Origin of the sequence: Flavobacterium sp. JAS, assembly GCF_020991455.1 — a bacterium.
GTDB lineage: Bacteria > Bacteroidota > Bacteroidia > Flavobacteriales > Flavobacteriaceae > Flavobacterium.
In genome coordinates, this window is the sequence record NZ_JAJMOX010000005.1 from 182032 (window position 1) to 202395 (window position 20364).

A 20364-nucleotide genomic window follows, 5' to 3' on the forward strand; every position below is an offset into this window, starting at 1 on the left:
TGTGATTTCTATTCAAAAAAAACCGTGTTAAAATCCATTATTCTTACTAAATTTAGCCGTTACGAATCTTTATAACTTTTGTATGAAATTTATTAAGAATGCTTTGATTTCATTTCTGATGTGCTCGATAACAGGCTTTTCACAAACTATTCCGATTCATAAAACAACCGAAAAAATACGTATTGATGGAGATTTAACCGATTGGAAAACACCTTTTTTAGGCCCTTTTGTTATTCATGATTCAGGTAAAAAAGCCACACAAAATACAATGGTTTCACTTTCGTGGAATGATAAAAATCTATATATCGCCTATAAATCGGTTGATTCTAAAATAGTAGGTTCTTCACAAAAAAAGGATTCCCAAATTTTCAATTCAGATGATTTAGTAGAGATTTTTATAGATCCTGATGGCAACGGTCAAAATTATGTTGAAATTGGAGTAAATGCATTTTCATCCAATTATGATATGTTACTTAAATGTATTTCTCCTTTATGTGGTGGTTGGAATACTTCGATGGCATTTAATATTACAGGAATGGAAGCGCAAAGCAAAATAACGCCAAAAGGTTATAATACCGAAATTAAGATTCCGTTTTCGAGTTTACAAACCATCAAAAATGGTAATTTCACCAAACCAAAAGTTGGTACAAAATGGAGAGGAAATACCTTTAGAATTGATTACGGTAACACAACCGAATACCTTGCGCTACAATCCTATAAAAGCGGAAGATTTGGTTTTCATCAACCGAATCAATTTGCTGTTTTTGAGTTTGTGGAGTAAAGAGTTTAATCGTTTATTTGGTAAATTGTTTAACCAAATTTGGTTGTTTTGTCAATTTCGACGAATGAGAAATCACACTCGAAACTCTACAATGTGACCGCAGTATTTGTCATTTCGAGGGTCGAGAAATCTTCGTGAGCAGCTCAACAAAGATTAACGACATTCTGAGTGGGGTTTCTTGCGAAGATTTCTCGTTTCTCGAAATGACAAGATTGGGTTAAGATTGAGATTACTTCTGACGCTTCTTCAAAACATCTACAACATCATTCAACTGAAAACCTTTAGCCTGAAGTAAAATCAAATAATGAAATAACAAATCAGCGCTTTCACTTAAGAATAAATCATCGTTGTTGTCTTTGGCTTCAATTACCACTTCTACAGCTTCTTCACCTACTTTTTGAGCAATTTTATTGATTCCTTTTTCGAATAGCGAAGCGACATAACTTTTCTCAGAATCGGCATTTTCTCTTCTGGTTTTTATCGTGTTTTCCAGAGCAGAAATAAAGCCATAATTTTCCTTATTTTCTTCTTGCCAACAAGTATCAGCTCCCGTATGGCAAGTTGGCCCAACTGGTTTTGCCTGAATTAAAAGTGTATCGCCATCACAATCATTTTTAATGCTTACAAGATTCAAAAAGTTGCCACTCTCCTCGCCTTTTGTCCAAAGTCTTTGTTTTGAACGGCTGAAAAAAGTAACCTTTTGTGTTTCAATTGTTTTCTGTAAAGATTCTTCGTTCATATAACCCAACATCAAAACATTTTTTGTTTCTGAATCCTGAATTATTGCCGGAATCAATCCGTGTGCGCTTTTTATATCTATGTCCATGTTATTTTAGATTTTAGAGGTTAGATTTCTAAACTCTTTAATTATTTTATTTTTAGATTACAATCTTTATTCTTGCTTCTTTCTTCTAAATTATAAAGTCTAGGTTCTAAAGCCTAACTTCAACCCCATTATCCCTAAGTTCTTCCTTCAAAGTTTTAATCTCAATTTCCTTAAAATGAAAAACGCTCGCAGCCAGGGCCGCATCAGCTTTTCCAACTTTAAAAGAATCTACAAAATGCTGAATATTTCCAGCACCACCCGAAGCAATAATAGGAATATTGATTAACTCTGATAGTTTCGCCAAAGCTTCGTTTGCAAAGCCATTTTTGGTTCCGTCATTATCCATCGAAGTGAATAATATTTCCCCAGCACCGCGTTCTGCAACTTCAACTGCCCAATCAAATAAATTTAATTCTGTTGGAACTTTTCCGCCTACTAAATGCACAATCCATTGTCCATTAATTTGTTTGGCATCGATCGCAACAACAACACATTGGCTTCCGAATTTCTGAGCCAGATCATTAATCAACTGCGGATTTTTTACTGCCGATGAATTGATAGAAACTTTATCAGCTCCATTATTCAGCAGAATTTCGACATCTTCAACAGACGAAATTCCACCGCCAACCGTAAACGGAATATTGATTTTCTCCGCAACACTTCGCACCATATTGACCAACGTTTTACGACGTTCTTCAGTAGCCGAAATATCCAGAAAAACCAATTCATCAGCACCTTCAGCCGAATAAATTTCAGCCAATTCAACCGGATCTCCTGCGTCGCGCAAGTCAACAAAGTTAACTCCTTTGACAGTTCTTCCGTTTTTTATATCCAAACAAGGAATGATTCTTTTTGCTAACATTTTTTTAATGTGTCAATTTTTAATGTGTCAATTAGAAAATTTGATAATTAGATAATTTTGTGCGCAATCCAAAAAATTATCTAATTTTCTAATTGACTAATTATCTAATTATTTTATTCAAATACCGGACTTAAAAAAGTTCTTTCGTAACTTATAATGCATCTTGTGTCTTCTGCAAGTTTAAAAGCTTCTACGCACTCTTTGTCGTCTTTTGAAAACATTTGTTTGCGATAATTTTCATAATCTGTTAAACTTGGAAAAGAAAACAATGCATAAGCAATATTATTTGCTCCTTCCGAAGGCATAAAATAACCATGATGCTGACCTCCCAAACGATTTACAATTTTAATCCATCTCTTACCGTAATCTTCAAAAACCTCTAATTGATAAGGATCTATAATGTATTTTAAGTGACAAGTTATCATAATCTGTTGTTTAATGTGATGTTTTTTTAATGTGCCAATTAGAAAATTTGATAATTAGATAATTAGATAATTTAAAACGCAACGCAGAGAATTATCTAATTGACTAATTATCTCATTTTCTAATTATATAATCCTCCAGTTGTTTTAAAGTTATTCTTCCTTCGTAAATTGCTTTTCCGATAATCGTTCCTTCACAGCCTAATTCGGCTAATTTTGGGAGTTCGCCAAACGTTGAAATTCCACCGGATGCGATTAATTTTACGCCAGTTGCTTCGGCTAAAATTTTCTTGTACAAATCAAAACTTGGACCTTGCAGCATTCCATCTTTTGCAATATCGGTACAAATAACATACTGAATTCCCTTAGTTTGATACTCTTGAATAAACGGAATCAAATCTTCGTCTGAATCTTCTAACCAACCTGAAACAGCAATTTTTTCCTCTTTAGCATCAGCGCCCAAAATAATTTTTTCTGAACCATATTCTGAAATCCATTTTTCGAAAATTGCTCTATTTTTCACAGCAATACTTCCACCAGTAATCTGACTTGCACCGCTTTCAAAAGCAATTTTCAAATCATCATCAGACTTTAATCCACCGCCAAAATCAATTTGCAAACTCGTTTGTGTGGCAATTTTTTCCAATATTTTATAATTGACAATCTTGCTCGATTTTGCGCCGTCAAGATCTACCAAATGCAAATACTCAATTCCGTGTGCTTCGAATGATTTCGCTACTTCAAGCGGATTCTCGTTGTAAATTATCTTAGTATCATAATCACCTTTGGATAAACGAACACATTTTCCGTCAATGATATCTATAGCTGGTATTATTCTCATTTATTTAAGTCTTAAAGTTTGAAAGTCTAAAGTCGTAAAGTCTTCATTTTTGATTGTCGATTAACGATTTTTGATTTCAGATTTTCTAAATTGATATTATAATTGATTTTTGATATTACATTTGGAATTTAAAAAATTGGAATTTTTAAAAAATTCTCTAATATTTTCTCTCCAACAGCACCACTTTTTTCAGGATGAAACTGTGTCCCATAAAAATTATCTTTTTTTAAAGCTGATGCGTATTCTAACTCGTAATCCGTAATAGCTATGGCTTCATCGCAATTTGGGGCGTAAAAACTATGTACCAAATACATGAATTCATTCTCTGAAATTCCCTTAAACAAATCCGATTTTAAACCATAAATCTGATTCCATCCCATTTGTGGTACTTTTACTTTTGGCGTGAATTTGATCACATCAACATCAAAGATCCCTAAACCTTCTGTATTTCCTTCTTCTGTTGATTTACACATCAATTGCATTCCCAGGCAAATACCCAAAACAGGCTGTTTCAAATTCGGAATCAAACTATCTAAACCGCTTTCACGAAGTTTAGCCATAGCCGAACTCGCCTCGCCTACGCCTGGAAAAATCACTTTATCAGCCGCCAGAATTTCTTCCGGATTATTACTCAAAACAGCTTTAAAACCAAGTCTTTCAATCGCAAACATAATGCTCTGAATATTTCCTGCTCCGTAATTTATAATTATTATTTTCATTTTTTTTGTTTATTTTGTTTCAGGTTTCAGGTTGCTTTCTTTTGAGCATAATTTTACCGCAAAGTTCGCAAAGTTTTTTCGCAAAGTGCACTAAAGAATAGCTTGGCGTTCATAGCGTATCCCGATAGCTATCGGGATTGCGCACCTTACGGTTAAGTACACCAAGGGAAACTTGGAACTTTAAACTTGAAACAATTTTTATTTTACAGATCTGTATAATGAGCGATCATCTTATTTACTAATCCGTTTTGATCAAAAAACATAACTTCGATTGCCATTTTATTCATAATCGATTTGTAATAAAGTGCCACCGAATTAACTCCTGATGTAACTTCAACCAATTCAAAATGCAAATCAGGAATTTTTGACAAAGCTTTTTCCCAATATGCTCTAACTTGCTCTTTTCCTTGTAGTGAACCACTTTCAATTCCCGCAGCCAGTTTTATCATAGGCGTTGTAATTTCAATATCTTCCGAATAATGCTTCATGATATCGTCTAAATCATGCGAATTCCATGATTCAATCCATTTCTCAGCAAACTTTTTAGCGTTCATTTTATTTTTTGTTTGTTTTGTTTTGTTTTGTTTCAGGTTTCAAGTTCGCTGCATAACTTGAAACATGAAACATTTTTCTACAACATTCCTTTCGTTGATGGCAAAATCATTTTTTCTGTATCTCTTTTCACTGCTACTTTTATTGCTTTCGCGAAAGCTTTAAAAATAGCTTCAATTTTGTGGTGTTCGTTGGTTCCTTCGGCTTTTATGTTGATGTTCGCTTTGGCACCGTCAGAGAAGGATTTAAAGAAATGAAAGAACATTTCTGTTGGCATTTTCCCTACCATTTCACGTTTAAATTCCGTTTCCCAAACCAACCAATTTCTTCCGCCAAAATCAATTGCAACCTGTGCTAAACAATCGTCCATTGGCAAACAAAAACCGTAACGTTCGATTCCTAGTTTATTTCCTAATGCTTTTGCAAAAACTTCTCCTAGAGCAATTGCAGTATCTTCAATCGTGTGGTGTTCATCAACTTCTAAATCGCCTTTAACGAGAATTTCTAAGTCCATTTGACCGTGACGTGAAATTTGATCTAACATGTGATCAAAAAAAGCAATTCCGGTTTCGATTTTACTTTTTCCTGTTCCGTCAAGATTTAAATTGATAAAAATGTCCGTTTCATTGGTTTTACGAGTAATCGAAGCCGAACGTGCTTCCAGTTTCAAAAACTCATAAATTTCTTTCCAGCTCATGGTTTGAAGAATAATCGTTTCGTCTAATTCTTCTCTTTTTAACGAGATTTCATTGCTTCCAATTCCGTCATTATCATTGATAAAAATAGCTTTTGCGCCTAAGTTTTTAGCTAATTCAACATCCGTCAAACGATCTCCTAAAACAAAAGAATTAGCCAAATCATAGGCCGGATTATCAATATATTTCGTTAACATTCCGGTTCTTGGCTTGCGTGTTGGCGCATTATCTTCAGGAAAAGACCTGTCAATAAAAATATCATCAAACAAAACCCCTTCATTTTCAAAGGCTTTTAAAATAAAATTCTGCGTTGGCCAAAACGTGTCTTCCGGAAAACTATCCGTTCCCAATCCATCCTGATTGGTCACCATTGCCAATTCGTAATCTAATTCATTAGCAATTTTAGCCAAATATTGAAAAGCTTTTGGATAAAATTCTACTTTCTCCAAAGCGTCTAACTGATAATTTTCAGGTTCTAAAACAATCGTTCCGTCACGATCGATAAAAAGTACTTTCTTCATATTATAATATTATTTTGGGCGTGTTTCGCCACGGCAAATCGAGCTTTCGGCTATATCTTTTGTTTCGTTTCTCTTCACAAAAGGATACCGTCTCAATCCCTCACGCAAATCGGTTTTCGAGATTTTTTTATTTTTCCTGCCATGAATTTGCTTTGCCTGTTCGCTATCGCTCGAGTCACAAATTTCACTAATTTTTTCACGCAGATTTCAAAAAGATTTAAGCAGATGCACGCAGATTATTTTATATTTAAAAATCAAAAACAAATCTGCTTTAATCTGCAAAATCTGCGTGAAAAAATAATCCGTTTAATCCGTAAAATCTGTGGGCTATTTCTTTTAGCTTAATAACTTTAATTCTTTAATCAAAACCGCATTTTCCTCTGGAATTCCAATCGTAAAACGCAGGCAATTTTCGCATAACGGCTGAGTTGTTCTGTTTCTGATTACGATTCCTTTTGCAATTAATTCATCGTATCTTTTATTGGCATTATCTACTTTCACCAAGACAAAATTTGCTTCAGTAGGATACACTTTTTCTACAAAACTCACTTCAAGTAAAACTTTAAGCAACTCTTCTCTTTGCTCAATAATAGAAGCTATTTCTTGTTTTATTTTTTCAGAATCATTCAAGCGAACAATTGCTCTTTGCTGCGTTAATTCGTTTACATTATAAGGTGGTTTTATTTTGTTTAAAACCGAAATCACAGCTTCAGACGCATAACAAATTCCTAAGCGAATTCCAGCCAAACCATATGCTTTTGAAAGCGTTTGTGTAATCACCAAATTTGGATATTCATCAATTTCTGTCAACCAGCTTTCTTTCTCCGAAAAGTCAATATAAGCTTCATCAATCACAATTAAACCTTTAAAGTTTTGAAGCAATTTCACCACACTTTCATCCGAAAAAGAATTTCCCGTTGGGTTATTTGGCGAACATAAAAAGATGATTTTTGTGTTTTCATCAACGCTATCTAAAATCTTCTCTACTTGTGGCTGAAAATCTGTTGAAAGTAAAACTTCTCTGTTTTCTACCGCATTAATATTTGCTAAAACGCTGTACATTCCGTACGTTGGCGGTAACGAAATAATATTGTCGATTTTTGGCTCGCAGAAAGCTCTGAAAAGCAAATCCAAAACTTCATCACTTCCGTTTCCAAGCAAAATCTGACTTGGTTTTACCTTACTATTCTTAGCTAAAATCGCTTTAACCGAATTCTGTTGGGGATCAGGATAACGATTTACGCCATTTTGAAACGGATTTTCATTGGCATCCAAAAAAATCATTTCGGCAGTATCAAAATCCTCAAACTCATCGCGTGCCGACGAATAAGGTTTTAATGTTTTTACGTTTTCGCGTGTTATTGTATTTATATCGAATTTCATTATCTTAATTTTTTAAAGAGGCAAGATTTTAGAAGCAAGATGAAAGACTTATCTATATTTCTTAAATCTAATCTTGATTCTTTCATCTTTATTCTTTTCTCTTGCTTCTAAAATCTTGTTTCTATAATCTTTCTTCTAAATTCTTCAATCTCAAAGTAACAGCATTTTTATGAGCTTGTAAACCTTCGGCTTCAGCCATAACTTCAATTGCTCTTCCTATGTTCTGAATTCCTTTTTCTGTTATCTTCTGAAATGTCATAGATTTCATAAAACTATCCAGATTTACACCGCTGTAATTTTTGGTGTATCCGTTTGTTGGTAACGTATGATTAGTTCCTGAGGCATAATCTCCAGCACTTTCAGGAGTATAATTCCCAATAAAAACAGAACCTGCATTTACGATTCCGTTGCAATAGAAATCATCAAATTCTGAACAAATAATAAAGTGTTCCGGTCCATATTCGTTGATTAAATCTAACGCAATCTGATCATTTTCAACATAAATCAACTTTGAATTTTCAATTGCTTTTTTAGCGATCACTTTACGAGGAAGAAGCTCTATCTGAGTCTGAATTTCAACTTCAACAGCATCAATTAATCTTCTTGAAGTCGAAACCAGAATTACCTGACTATCAGTCCCGTGTTCTGCCTGCGATAATAAATCTGAAGCTACAAACGCCGGAACAGCTGTATTGTCAGCCACAACCAATAATTCCGAAGGTCCCGCCGGCATATCGATTGCCACACCAAACTGTGTTGCTAATTGTTTTGCCACGGTCACAAATTGATTTCCAGGTCCGAAGATTTTATATACTTTCGGGATTGATTGTGTACCAAATGTCATTCCGGCAATTGCCTGAATTCCGCCAACTTTTAATATTTTAGTTACACCACATAAATTAGCTGCGTACAAAATAGCAGGATTTATTTTTCCAGTTTTATCTGGTGGCGAACATAAAACGATTTCTTTACATCCTGCAATTTCAGCAGGAACGGCCAACATTAAAACAGTTGAAAATAAAGGCGCTGTTCCGCCCGGAATATATAAACCAATTTTCTGAATTGGTCTTTTTTCCTGCCAGCAATTTACTCCTTCTGTAGTTTCAATCGAAATTCGCTCGGTTTTTTGAGCGGTGTGAAACTTCAAAATGTTTGCTTTCGCTAATTGAATCGCTTCTTTCAATTCATTTGAAATCAGACTAACAGCTTCTTCAATTTCTTTAGAAGAAACTTCGTAATTCTCTAAAGTAATTCCGTCAAAGATTGATGTATATTTTGCAACGGCTTCATCGCCTTTTTTCTGTACTTCTTTGAAGATTTCTTTTACCGTAACTTCGATATCATCAATAGTTTTGGTCGGTCTTTTTAATATTTCTAACCAGGTATCTGGTTTTGGACTGTCTATTTTATTCATGTTGCTATTTTTTTAACCGCAAAGGCGCTAAGTTTTTTTACTATTCTTTACTTTTAAAACGCTAAGTTTGCAAAGCTGTTGTCGAGAATTGGAATTTGGATTTTTATAAATTGGAATTTCTTTTTACAATACCATTTTCTCAATTGGGCAAACTAAAATTCCTTCGGCTCCAGCCTCTTTTAATTTATCTATTACATCCCAAAAAGTATCTTTATCAATTACCGAGTGTACGCTGCTCCAACCTTCTTGTGCTAAAGGTAAAACAGTTAAACTTCTCAAAACCGGTAAAATCTTACCAATTTCATCAATTTTATCATTTGGTACGTTCATTAAGATATACTTTGAGTTTCGTGCTCTTAAAACCGATTGTATTCTAAATTTTAAAGTATCGATGTGTTTTTGAATCTCTGGAGAAACTTTTGGGGAAACTGCCAGAACTGCTTCACTTTTAAGGATTACTTCTACTTCTCTTAAATTATTCTTGAATAAGGTACTTCCGCTTGAAACAATATCTACAATAGCATCGGCAAGACCAATGTTTGGAGCAATTTCAACAGAACCTGAAATTTGATGAATATCTACTGTTAATCCAAAAGAACTAAAATATTCGTTTACTGTATTTGGGTACGAAGTTGCAATACGCAAACCTGCTAAATCCTGAATCGAATTGTAATTGAAAGTTTTAGGAACTGCAACAGAAACCTTGCATTTTGAGAATCCTAATTTTTGAATTACTTCAATATGTTTGCCTTTTTCTACCAAAAGATTATCGCCTACAATAGCAAGATCTACAACTCCATCAATTAAATATTGAGGAATATCTGAATTTCTCAGGTACAAAACTTCTAGTGGAAAATTTGAAGCTTCAGCTTTTAACTGATCGTTTCCGTTGTTGATCGAAATACCGCAATCCTTTAGAATTTGAATGCTGTCTTCGTTTAAACGACCAGATTTTTGAATTGCAATTTTTAATGTACTCATTTTTTTAGTTTTTGTTGGATTAATAGTTTGAGTACAAAGAATTGGCATAAAAAAAACCCGTTTGATGTACTCAAACGGGTTTTAAAATATGATGATTTACATGCATACTATTAACACATCGCTTGAGAGCAATAATGAAAATGATGATGATGTAATTGTGTAGAAATCATGACTTGGTTTATTTTATAATTCTTTGATTCGGTTGCAAATATACTAGTTAATTTCATAAAAAAGCAATTTTTAATTTAACTTAACGATACTTTATTGTTAAAAAAAAGTAAGAGCCTTTATTTTATTGGATTTTTTGAATTTACGATAACGTTTTCAAAGTATCATTAAAACTTAAAACAACAGTAGTTCCAACTCCTTTTTCACTGTCAATTTTAAACTTAATGTGAAGTAATTCTGTAATTCGTTTTACGATAGACAATCCTAATCCGGTTCCTTTAATTTCTGGATGATCTGTAGAATTTGATCTGAAGAAAGGATTAAAAATAACTTCTAAATCTTCTTTTGCAATCCCAATTCCGTTATCAGAGATGGTACAAATTGTCTTTTCATTTTGTTTGGAAAGTAAAATTGAAACTTCCCCTTCTCTGTTTGTATACTTAATTGCATTCGAAATGATATTTCTTAAAATCGTAATGACTAAAAAATTATCTGATTTTATATAATAATCTTCAAAAGCATTGAACTTAATACTAATATTTTGCTTGTTTATTTTCTCTGAATTTAATGTTAAGACATCTAAAATTAATGCGTTTAAATGAACTGATTCTGCTTTGATATTTTGCCTTTGATTTTCAAAACGCGCCATCAAAAGCAATTGATCTACCAGCAAATTCAAGTGATCAACTTCTTTTACACAATAATTAATTTTTTCTTCATACTCCTTGTTATCACGAGGTTTGCGAACTAAAACTTCAAGTGTCCCTTTAATAACTGTTAAAGGGGTTCTTAGTTCATGAGACGCATCAGAAGTAAATTGTTTTTCACGCTCAATAGCATCTTCAATTCGATTTAATAAATTGTTTATTGTCTTTGAAAGCGTATACAATTCATCTCGCGTCCTGGGCAGTGGAATTCGGGCTTTTAAATTATCTCTCGTGATAATTTTTGAAGTAGTTATGATTGCATTTATTGGTTTTATACTTCTGCCAGCAAAAAAACGGGCAATGAAAAACAGCAACACTAAAATGGCCAAAAAAGACAGACACATAACATCAAACAAATTATTAAGTACCAGCTTAGAATCTTCCAGCGACATTGCAACAATAATATATCCTATTTTTTTATTTTTTATATGAAGCGGAACCTGAACTTGTCTAATGGAATGATCTCCCATTTTTGCATCAAACAGTTCAAAATCTTCTACAGAATCTTTAAATTCTAAGGTTTGCGTTTTAAGATTTGGCGCTTTATCGATAATCTTTTTATTTAGATCTAAAAATTCCACAAAAACAGGATTCACATCCACTGTATTATGTTCTCGTTCATTCCACTCTTCCTGATCAATAAGAATTATTTTACCTTCTTTTTGTTTAATTTCTTCTAGGTGATTGTGGATTTCAACTTTAATATTTTCATCAATATGACTATAAACGGTATGTTTAACGATGAAATAAATAACTGAAAAAACCACCAAAATCAACAAACCAGTGGTGATGATATAGTTTAAAGCGATTCTGTTTTTAAAAGAAAGTTGCAACATTTATAAATCGTTAGCGATATAACCAATACCGCGAATTGTTTTAATATAATCTTCTTCAATTTTTAAATTGAGTTTTTTTCTGATAGCATTCATAAAAACATCAATTACACCCGTATCGTACTCGAAATTTATTTCCCAAACATCTTTTAAAATTTGGTTTCTGGTACAAACTTTTCCTTTATGCTGGATTAAATAAGTCAACAATTCAAATTCTCTTTGGGTCAGTGCTACTTCTTCTTCATTCTTCAAAACAATGTGCTTCGACAAATCAATTTTAATGGTACCTAAAGTTAGAATTTTCGGTTCTTTATGATTTCTAAAGTGAACTTTGATTCGTTCTACCAATTCTTCAAAACTAAAAGGCTTTTTAATATAATCGTTTGCTCCAGCTTTTAAGCCTTCTATGGCTTCCTGAACCGTATCTTTAGCCGTTAAAAAAATAATTGGTGTGGTCTGATTCTTTACTCTTATGGCTTTACATAAATCTAAACCATTTATTTTAGGAAGCATCCAGTCCAATAAAATCAAATCAAAGTTTTGATTCTGAACCAATTCAAAACCTTTTGAGCCGTCATTTGCGGTGGTAACTTGATACCCTTCTTCCTGCAAACCTTGCTGCAAAAACTGAACAATACCCAATTCATCTTCAACTATTAAAATGTGCATTTAATTATAAAATTTATATTAAAAATGTGGAATTTTTACCCTCAAAGATAAAAAAAACGAACTCAGAAACTTCTCGAAATCACAAGAATAGTAGAAATATTCTTATCTTAAGCAAACATTAAGATAAAGTTAAGCAATATGAAAGTATAACTTAATCTAAAACTAATATATTAAGATTAATTTTGTCAAAAAAAATAGCTTCATGAATTTTTACAAGAAACTTTCCCCATTTTTTAATCTCGCATTATTCTATTTTATTGTAAGCTTTATATTACGAATAGTTTTGTTTTTTCACCCAATAACACAAAGTTCTTTTACTATTCTGGAGAGTTTAAAAATCTTCTCTTTAGGTCTTGTTTCGGACTTTTTTGTTTTTGTTGTAGCAAGTGTTTTTTTATGGCTGTATTTAATATTTATTTCAAATTCTAAATACAACAAACCTTCAGGTTATATTATACTTGGTATTTTTCTAAGTCTTTTTATTTATGTGGCGTCCGGTAAAAGTATTTTTGACGAATACGGTGGTGCTTTACCAAGGATAGTCCTGATTTTTATTGGAATTAAAATAGCCCTTTTTGCCCTTTTGCTTTTCCTACCTAAACTAAGAGACAAGATTAGATATTGGTTATTTGCTTTTGTAATTTTCTTTTATGTTTTATTAATTCTACAAAACGGATTAAGCGAGTATTTCTTTTGGAATGAGTTTGGTGTTAAATACAATTTTATTGCTGTAAATTATTTGATTTATACCAATGAGGTTATTGGAAACATTATGCAATCATATCCTGTAATTCCGATATTCTCGGCTTTATTTATCGTAACTGGAATTTTTACTTATTTCATTTTAAAAAGATCCAGAAGCTACATTGATAATATCCCTTCTCTTGGAGAAAAAGTAAAAATTAGTTTGGTTTACCTTTGCCTGTTTGCTGTCTCTTTAATTGCAATTCCAACTCTTACAAAAACAGAAAACTCTAAGAATGTTTTCGTTAACGAATTACAAGCGAACGGATTATATAAATTCTATTTGGCTTTCCAAAATAGTGATTTGGACTATTTTAAATTTTACAAAACGCTTCCAAACGAAGAAGTTTTTGCGCTTTTAAAACAACAATTCCCTACTATTTCAGGACAAGATACAAAGCGAACTATAACTGCTGATTCTCTTGAAAATCGCAAAAATGTGGTTTTAATTACAATCGAAAGTTACAGTGCAGATTTTATGAAAATGTACGGAAACGAACAAAACATTACACCTTTCTTAGATAGTTTGGCGCAAAAAAGTTTACTGTTTACTAATTTGTATGCGGCTGGAAACAGAACTGTTCGCGGACTTGAAGCCGTGACTTTATGTTTGCCTCCAACTGCCGGCGAAAGTGTTGTAAAGAGAAAGGATAACAAAAATAAATTCTCCACAGGAGCTATTTTCAAGCAAAAAGGATACAATGTAAAATACATGTATGGCGGAGATGCTTTTTTTGACAATATGCAGGATTTTTATTCCGGAAACGGTTACCAAATTGTAGACAAATCAAGGTTTTCTCCTGAAGAAATTACGTTCTCGAATGTTTGGGGAGTTTGTGATGAAGACATGTACAACAAAGCAATTAAGGTTATGAACGCCGAAGCAAAGGAAAACAAGCCCTTCTTTAATCATATTATGACAGTGAGTAATCACAGACCTTTTACATATCCTAACAATAAAATTGATATTCCGGGCGATATAAAATCTCGTGATGGCGGAGTAAAATATACGGATTACTCTTTGAGAAAATTCTTTGAAATGGCCAGCAAACAGCCTTGGTTCAAGAATACCGTATTTGTCATTGTTGCTGATCATTGTGCTTCTAGTGCCGGAAAAACAGAACTTCCGTTAGATAAATACAGAATTCCTGCTTTTATTTACACGCCTGACGCAAAACCTGTAAAATACAATCAGCTAATGTCGCAAATAGATATTATGCCAACGCTTTTTGGGTTACTGAATTTTAGCTATGAAAGTAAATTCTTTGGTCAGGACGTTTTGAAACCTGACTACAAACCAAGAGCTTTTATTGCAACTTATCAGGATTTAGGTTTGATAAAAGATAATGTTTTGACTATTTTATCTCCTAAGCAACAAGTAAAACAATTTGAGCTTAAAATCGACACAAAACCTGGTATTGCTCCTGAATTTCAAATCGATTACAACGAAATTCCAATGAAAATGGAAAGAACAGATTTGGTAAATGAAACTATCTCGTTCTATCAAGCGGCTTCGGATATGTTGAAGAAGAAGAAATATCAAAACTAAGTTGTAAAAATTCCAATTTTTTAAATTCCAAATTCCAAGTTTAAATCTCAAAACTTACTAAAGAATTATCAATGACACCTTTGTCAAAGTTTTAAACTTTGACAAAGATTAGTTCGACATTACTTCGTCAAGCATAAAAATAAAAGAGCCTCAAATTCAAATGAATTTGAGGCTCTTTTATTAGATCTAATTATTAAGTTTTCATTACTCGCATTTCAACTTGAAACATAAAACTAAAAAAACTTGAAACAATTTCTAGTCATTCTGATTTTGCATACCAAATAAGTATCCATCCTGAAACAATTTTTGATCATCTTTCAATGCTTGATTGTTACGCTGTGTGATTTCACTTGAATCTAATTTGCTTAAATCTGGTTTTCCTGCATTTATCCATGCAGTATACCAAAAACTTGCTACAGCAGTAATTGCTTTTTTCATTTGGCTTTCAACCATTCCGTTTAGCTCTTTGTTCAATTTAGCCGCATATTTATCAGAGAATTTAGCTGAGTTGTACTTGGTTTTAACAACTTTTCCATCAGCATCCATATCATAGATTTCGTTTTCAGGAGTTGATGTTCTTAGTTTTTTATCTATAGCCAATAAAGGCTCTGCCAAACTATGAGTATCATTAATCATATCCCAAATTGCTTTATGAACATCTGGATAATAAGTTGCCTGAGGCACATTTAATTTATAATTCTTTGCAAATAACTCCGGCAATCTGCTTTCCCAAAGTGAATGAATTCCTTTTTGGTCGCTCAATTGTCCATCGTGGTTTGCAGACGTATGCAATGGCATGTGTGCATCACCAATATAATGACCTAAATCTGCTGCAAGAAATAAGATTTCAGCTCTGTTCTTATCTTTAAAAGCTTTAGTTAGTTTTGCCATCATATCTTCGATATACCAAGGCAAAATTCCGTTATTATTTAAAAACTTATCATCGTATTTTTTCTTTGCTTCTTCTAAGGTTTTTGGCAAACTATCAGCAGAACCAAAGTTTTCCATATCAAAATAATGTCTCGGATTTTCATCTTTATAATTTAAAGCATATTTACGAATGTCCGGTACAGAAGCTTCCTGAGTAATAAAATCGATATGATTATAAAAAAACACTTGTAGAGATTGTGGCAAAGCCATAACTGCGGCTTTATTAATACGTTCGTGACCAACGATTCCCCAAGATAGTGTCAAAAATCCAAGTCCTAAAGCAAAAAATGCGATTAGTTTTGGTTTCATTGTAAAGTTTTTCATTTTGTAATTTTGTTTGAGGGGGCAAATTTAATCTCATTTAAAGATAATTCAAAAGAATACTAACAAATATTGTGTTAATTTAGTTAAATTCGATAAAACCACAGGCAAACTGAGAATTTTTCAGCCACAGATACTTCATTTATAGCGCTGTGGCTGAAAAACTATTAATTACAATTTATTGTAAACAATACTAAAATAAGAAGATGTTGTATATGTTTTGGGACTTCCGCTTGTATAAGCTTGAAATTGGGGCGTTATCATATTCATAGAACCGCCATCACCATTCCATGCCCAACCTAAAATAGTCCATCCTTTATTCTTGGCATAATCAACAATTCCGGACCAATCAGCACCAGATCCTCCACTATTTCCAAATTCTCCAATCATACAAGGCCTGCCGGATGAAGCCAAATCATCAATGTCAGACGTATTCATATAACGCCCTTTGGCCTGATTATAAGCTCCCGGATAAATATGAGCTGACAGAATAATTTTAGTATCATTAATTACTGTTTGTCCGGTAGAACAGCCTTTTACCGCACAAGCAGCCGTAGCAGTTTCTTGTCCCCAACCCGGAATATCAATAATAATCGTGCCACTATAGACTTTTCTTACTTCAGTAATTGCTGTATTGTACGCAGCGGCAAATGCAGCGGGAGTAATATTATGGCTTCCCCATTCGTTGGTTAGATTAATAATAAAATTACCTCCTAAACTGCTGTAATTGTTCTTCCACCATGTAGCGGCAGCATTCAATTCTGTGGTACTGTCCGAACCCAATACACTCGATTTATGATAACTAACAATTACCATAAATCCGTTTGACTTTGCTTCAGAAATCCATCTTTTAGCATTGGTTTCCTGCCCTGGCTCTACTTCGATTCTAACGGTTTTAATTTTAGTATTTTGTTTCATTAAATTCCAGCCTAAATCACAATTTCCTCCGTTATAATAAGAAGGCTGCAGATTTACACCATTTCCGATATCTCCAAAACTTGATGTCGTTTTCGATGTTAAATTAGAAACTGCTGTTACATCAGTATTCTCAGCAGTAACAAGTTTTGCTTCAGGAGTTGACTGTTCTGAATCAGATTTATCGCAACTAACAAAAAGTGAAGCACTTAAAACTAAGAACAAAACAGCAATTAGCTTAAAACTTTGTTCGATAAAATGTGGTTTTTTCATAAGATAGTTTTTAAAAAATTAGTGAAGATTTTAAGTCCCTAAAAAATATTCATTGCAAATATTTAGTTTTCAGTAAGATAAAACCGATTATATTTTATCAAACTGTAATACGAAATATTCATTTTAACTATTTAAAAATAAACCAATTACAACGTTACTGTTAAAAATATCAATTAATGACAACGGAAAGCTTTCTTTAAAACTTTGAAAATGGTTGTAAGTCAAACAGAATCATCCCGAAAAAACATTTTAAAAATAACTTCACGATTTAAAGAAAATATAAACCTCATTGAAAGTATACATTGAAAAAACTACGTAAATTTGAATCTAAATATTATTCTCCATTTTAATGAATTTAGCCAAAGCCATACTCTTTTCTCTTATTTTCTCTTCGATTTGTACAGCACAAGATATTGTGCAACTAAAAAATGTTAGCGATACTATTTTAAATACCAAAAGAACACTGCAAGTATCTGATCCGTTGAATGCCGTAAAAACAATGCAGAAATTATTTCCCGGCAAATTATACAACTTATCAGACCATAATACTTTTATAAGTTGGAATTGCAAAAGTTGTAAACCCAACGCATTCAAGGATGTAAATGAGGTAGAAGGTGATCAAATGTTTCCTTACACAAGAGGTGTTGCCACAAGAATATTAAACAATATCGATTATAAAGACTCCAAAGGAAATCAATTCAAATTGTTATTTTTTAATCATTCTGATTATGATGAAGATGGTTTGCAAACTGGTAGATTCTCTGGAGGTCTTGTTGGCGTAGCTAAGTTTGCAAAGAATGACAAGATTTGGCAAATGAGATCTTTTCAACCTGCTGTTGCTGCCTTTGGCTCATTCGCGCAAGCGCCTTCTCCAAAACTTGTCGAAATTGGCGAAGACCAGTATGCCTTTACATTATTGCATGCTAATGGCGGCGCCGGCGGTCCTTATGAAGGTTTCCTTTATCTTATCGCAGGGTTTGAAGGCAAATACCAACCAATTATGGAAGTCTCCAATTATCAGCTTAGCAATGTTGCAAGTGCAGAATGGTCAAGTTCTTATACTGTTGTAAATGAAAACACTAAAAAACATTTTAGGGATATTATTATTAAGACAAAGGGCTCTTTTGATAAAGCTGCGCAGGCAAACGATGAATTTGAAGTTAATCTACCTCAGGAAATAGCTGCAATGGCTAAAACAAAAAAGCAATTTAACTTTGAGATTGAAAAGCATTTTTCATTTAAAGGAAAATTATACAAAATGACCGGTAAACCGATTGTCAAGTTCTCGAATGTAAAATAAACTCGTTTTTTTTTTTAATGGAAGTATAATATTGAAGCCAAACCTAAACAGGCAATAAATATCCACAATAAAACTCCTTGAAGTAAAGGCTTCACTCCTACTGATTTTAAGGTGTTTATATTTAAAGTAGCTCCAATTAAAAACAAAGTGATCGTTAAACCAATTTTAGCTATACCCACAATATGCGGTGCTACAATAGCAGTTTCTGGTACATAAGTATTAAAAAGCATTGCCAGAATGAACAATCCAATGAAGTAAGGAATCTTAATTTTTGAATTTTTACTTTTAAAAATTACCGCAGTCAAAAGTGATATCGGAATAATCCATAAAGCTCTTGCTAATTTTACAGTTGTAGCAATTTGTAAAGCTTCGGCCCCGTATTTATTGGCAGCGCCTACTACAGAACTTGTATCATGAATTGCAATAGCACACCATAAACCAAAATCTTGTTGAGACAGATTAAGCTGATGCCCGATGAACGGGAAAACAAATAATGCAATCGAATTCAGGATAAAGATTACGCCCAAAGCAATTGAAGTTTGGTTCTCGTTTGATTTAATTACAGGAGAAATAGCTGCAATGGCGCTTCCTCCGCAAATTGCAGTTCCACAAGAGATTAAATGTGAAGTTTTTTTATCAGTTCTCAGCCATTTTCCTAAAAATGTACCTAATATTAAAGTACTGAAAATTGAAAATATAGTCAATAGAAAACCTTCTTTTCCGGCAGAAAGCGCGCTTGTGGCATTCATTCCGAAACCTAAACCAATTACTGAAAATTGCAATAAATAAGTAATCGCTTTATTATTGAATTCTGCGAATGGATTTCCGAAAATGTTCACCATTATAACTCCTAGTAATAATGCAATTGGCGGAGAAATAATCGAAAATAAGCATAAAGCAATTATTAAAATAAAAATTGCCTGTTGCATGTAAAGATTAACTTCGAATAAATGTGACGCTGTATGTTGTTTCGTTTTCAAAATAATTGATTTGATATTTCTTTTACAAAGGTCTGCCGTTTATATCATAATCACTAATCGTAAATTGCAATCGGCTATAACGTCAAGTTATAATAAGACGAAATATTTTGAATAAAAAGTTCTGACAAAGAATCTGTTTTACCAAGTAAGGTTATGATGTAAAAATACCTTTCGACAGATAAATTTTCTACATCCAGAACCATAAGCTCATTATTTTTAAGTTCTTTATCAACTGCGTGTATTGACATAAAAGCAAAACAATCAGAGTTTAATAAATACGACTTTATACTTTCTGTACTTCCTAACTGCATTTCGATTTGTAAATCGGTTATTCTGAAACCAATTTGTTTCAATGCAAATTCTATAACTTCAAGTGTTCCGGAACCTCGTTCGCGAGTTATGAATTTCATTGTTTTTAAATCTTCCAATGAAATTTCGTTTTTCTTGACCAAAGGATTCTTGGTATTACAAACCAAAACCAATTCGTCTTTCAAGAACGGAATATATTTAATGGACTGATTCTTAGATTGCCCTTCAACAATTCCAATTTCGATTTCTTTATTGATTAAAGCATTTTCGATTTGCTCTGTATTTCCGTTCAGCAAATTGACTTTTATATCTTTTTGCTTTTGGTGAAAACGCGCCAAAACAGGCGAAATAAGATATTGCGCAATTGTTGTACTGGCTCCTAATCGCAATAAACCCTGACGTTCGTTAATAAACGAACTCATGTCAAAGTCGATTTCACGGTAGATTTCGAAAATATTCTTAGTATGTCTTAAGAGAATTTCTCCCGCGGGAGTTAACGCAATTTTAGAACCATTTCGCTCAAAAAGCTTGGTTTTATAAGTTTCTTCTAATTCCTGAATGTGTTTAGAAACCGCTGGCTGCGAGATATATAATTCCGTTGCCGCTTTGGTAAAGTTTAAGCGGAGCGCGACAGTGTAGAATACTTTTAGTCTGAAATCCATATATTAT

19 protein-coding genes are annotated in these 20364 nt (G+C 33.0%); 3 read left to right on the plus strand and 16 right to left on the minus strand.

The features are described 5' to 3' along the window. The first annotated feature begins 82 nt into the window (after window positions 1–82). Window positions 83–781: a carbohydrate-binding family 9-like protein gene (locus LPB88_RS08750; protein ID WP_230714664.1), complete on the plus strand. Its 699-nt coding sequence runs from the start codon at window positions 83–85 to the stop codon at window positions 779–781. 229 nt (window positions 782–1010) lie between these two features. On the opposite strand, the gene hisIE is transcribed toward LPB88_RS08750, so the two are convergent. The 12 genes from hisIE to LPB88_RS08810 form a co-directional block, all read right to left on the minus strand. Further along, window positions 1011–1607: a bifunctional phosphoribosyl-AMP cyclohydrolase/phosphoribosyl-ATP diphosphatase HisIE gene (gene hisIE, locus LPB88_RS08755; RefSeq protein WP_230714666.1), complete on the minus strand. Its 597-nt coding sequence runs from the start codon at window positions 1605–1607 to the stop codon at window positions 1011–1013. A gap of 106 nt (window positions 1608–1713) precedes the next feature. Beyond that, a complete protein-coding gene (gene hisF, locus LPB88_RS08760; RefSeq protein WP_230714668.1) occupies window positions 1714–2469 on the minus strand; it encodes an imidazole glycerol phosphate synthase subunit HisF in 756 nt (251 codons plus the stop codon). A 113-nt stretch (window positions 2470–2582) separates the two neighbouring features. Further along, window positions 2583–2894 carry an NIPSNAP family protein gene (locus tag LPB88_RS08765; protein ID WP_230714670.1) on the minus strand — a complete coding sequence of 104 codons (312 nt, stop codon included), beginning with the start codon at window positions 2892–2894 and terminating at the stop codon, window positions 2583–2585. A 112-nt stretch (window positions 2895–3006) separates the two neighbouring features. After that, window positions 3007–3732: a 1-(5-phosphoribosyl)-5-[(5-phosphoribosylamino)methylideneamino]imidazole-4-carboxamide isomerase gene (gene hisA, locus LPB88_RS08770; RefSeq protein WP_230714672.1), complete on the minus strand. Its 726-nt coding sequence runs from the start codon at window positions 3730–3732 to the stop codon at window positions 3007–3009. Window positions 3733–3860: 128 nt separating this feature from the next. Continuing rightward, window positions 3861–4451 carry an imidazole glycerol phosphate synthase subunit HisH gene (gene hisH / locus LPB88_RS08775; RefSeq protein ID WP_230714674.1) on the minus strand — a complete coding sequence of 197 codons (591 nt, stop codon included), beginning with the start codon at window positions 4449–4451 and terminating at the stop codon, window positions 3861–3863. A gap of 203 nt (window positions 4452–4654) precedes the next feature. After that, window positions 4655–5005 (minus strand): nuclear transport factor 2 family protein, encoded by a 351-nt coding sequence (locus LPB88_RS08780; RefSeq protein ID WP_230714676.1) that lies wholly within the window; start codon window positions 5003–5005, stop codon window positions 4655–4657. 77 nt (window positions 5006–5082) lie between these two features. Beyond that, on the minus strand, window positions 5083–6219 hold the full coding sequence (gene hisB / locus LPB88_RS08785) for a bifunctional histidinol-phosphatase/imidazoleglycerol-phosphate dehydratase HisB (RefSeq protein WP_230714678.1): 1137 nt from the start codon (window positions 6217–6219) through the stop codon (window positions 5083–5085). Between the two features lie 336 nt (window positions 6220–6555). Next, window positions 6556–7602: a histidinol-phosphate transaminase gene (gene hisC, locus LPB88_RS08790; protein WP_230714680.1), complete on the minus strand. Its 1047-nt coding sequence runs from the start codon at window positions 7600–7602 to the stop codon at window positions 6556–6558. A gap of 121 nt (window positions 7603–7723) precedes the next feature. Then, complete coding sequence (hisD, locus tag LPB88_RS08795) at window positions 7724–9016, minus strand: histidinol dehydrogenase (RefSeq protein WP_230714682.1); 1293 nt, start codon at window positions 9014–9016, stop codon at window positions 7724–7726. Between the two features lie 123 nt (window positions 9017–9139). Beyond that, window positions 9140–9997, minus strand: a complete 858-nt coding sequence (hisG, locus tag LPB88_RS08800) for an ATP phosphoribosyltransferase (RefSeq protein WP_230714684.1) — start codon at window positions 9995–9997, stop codon at window positions 9140–9142. Window positions 9998–10307: 310 nt separating this feature from the next. Continuing rightward, complete coding sequence (locus LPB88_RS08805; protein ID WP_230714686.1) at window positions 10308–11708, minus strand: HAMP domain-containing sensor histidine kinase; 1401 nt, start codon at window positions 11706–11708, stop codon at window positions 10308–10310. Further along, entirely contained in the window at window positions 11709–12374 is a 666-nt protein-coding gene (locus tag LPB88_RS08810) for a response regulator transcription factor (protein ID WP_230714688.1), read from the minus strand. 202 nt (window positions 12375–12576) lie between these two features. Between LPB88_RS08810 and LPB88_RS08815 the strand changes: the two genes are divergently transcribed. Beyond that, on the plus strand, window positions 12577–14667 hold the full coding sequence (locus LPB88_RS08815; RefSeq protein ID WP_230714690.1) for an LTA synthase family protein: 2091 nt from the start codon (window positions 12577–12579) through the stop codon (window positions 14665–14667). A 255-nt stretch (window positions 14668–14922) separates the two neighbouring features. On the opposite strand, the gene LPB88_RS08820 is transcribed toward LPB88_RS08815, so the two are convergent. Both LPB88_RS08820 and LPB88_RS08825 read right to left on the minus strand, forming a co-directional pair. Continuing rightward, complete coding sequence (locus LPB88_RS08820) at window positions 14923–15921, minus strand: zinc dependent phospholipase C family protein (RefSeq protein ID WP_230714692.1); 999 nt, start codon at window positions 15919–15921, stop codon at window positions 14923–14925. A 168-nt stretch (window positions 15922–16089) separates the two neighbouring features. Then, complete coding sequence (locus tag LPB88_RS08825) at window positions 16090–17106, minus strand: glycoside hydrolase family 5 protein (RefSeq protein ID WP_230714693.1); 1017 nt, start codon at window positions 17104–17106, stop codon at window positions 16090–16092. Between the two features lie 349 nt (window positions 17107–17455). Between LPB88_RS08825 and LPB88_RS08830 the strand changes: the two genes are divergently transcribed. Further along, window positions 17456–18406, plus strand: coding sequence for a hypothetical protein (locus LPB88_RS08830; RefSeq protein ID WP_230714695.1), 951 nt, complete (start codon window positions 17456–17458; stop codon window positions 18404–18406). A gap of 14 nt (window positions 18407–18420) precedes the next feature. Here the strand turns inward: LPB88_RS08830 and LPB88_RS08835 are convergent, their stop codons facing one another. Both LPB88_RS08835 and LPB88_RS08840 read right to left on the minus strand, forming a co-directional pair. Beyond that, entirely contained in the window at window positions 18421–19335 is a 915-nt protein-coding gene (locus LPB88_RS08835; protein WP_370635824.1) for a YeiH family protein, read from the minus strand. 125 nt (window positions 19336–19460) lie between these two features. Beyond that, entirely contained in the window at window positions 19461–20357 is an 897-nt protein-coding gene (locus tag LPB88_RS08840) for a LysR family transcriptional regulator (RefSeq protein ID WP_230714699.1), read from the minus strand. Window positions 20358–20364 lie beyond the last annotated feature (7 nt).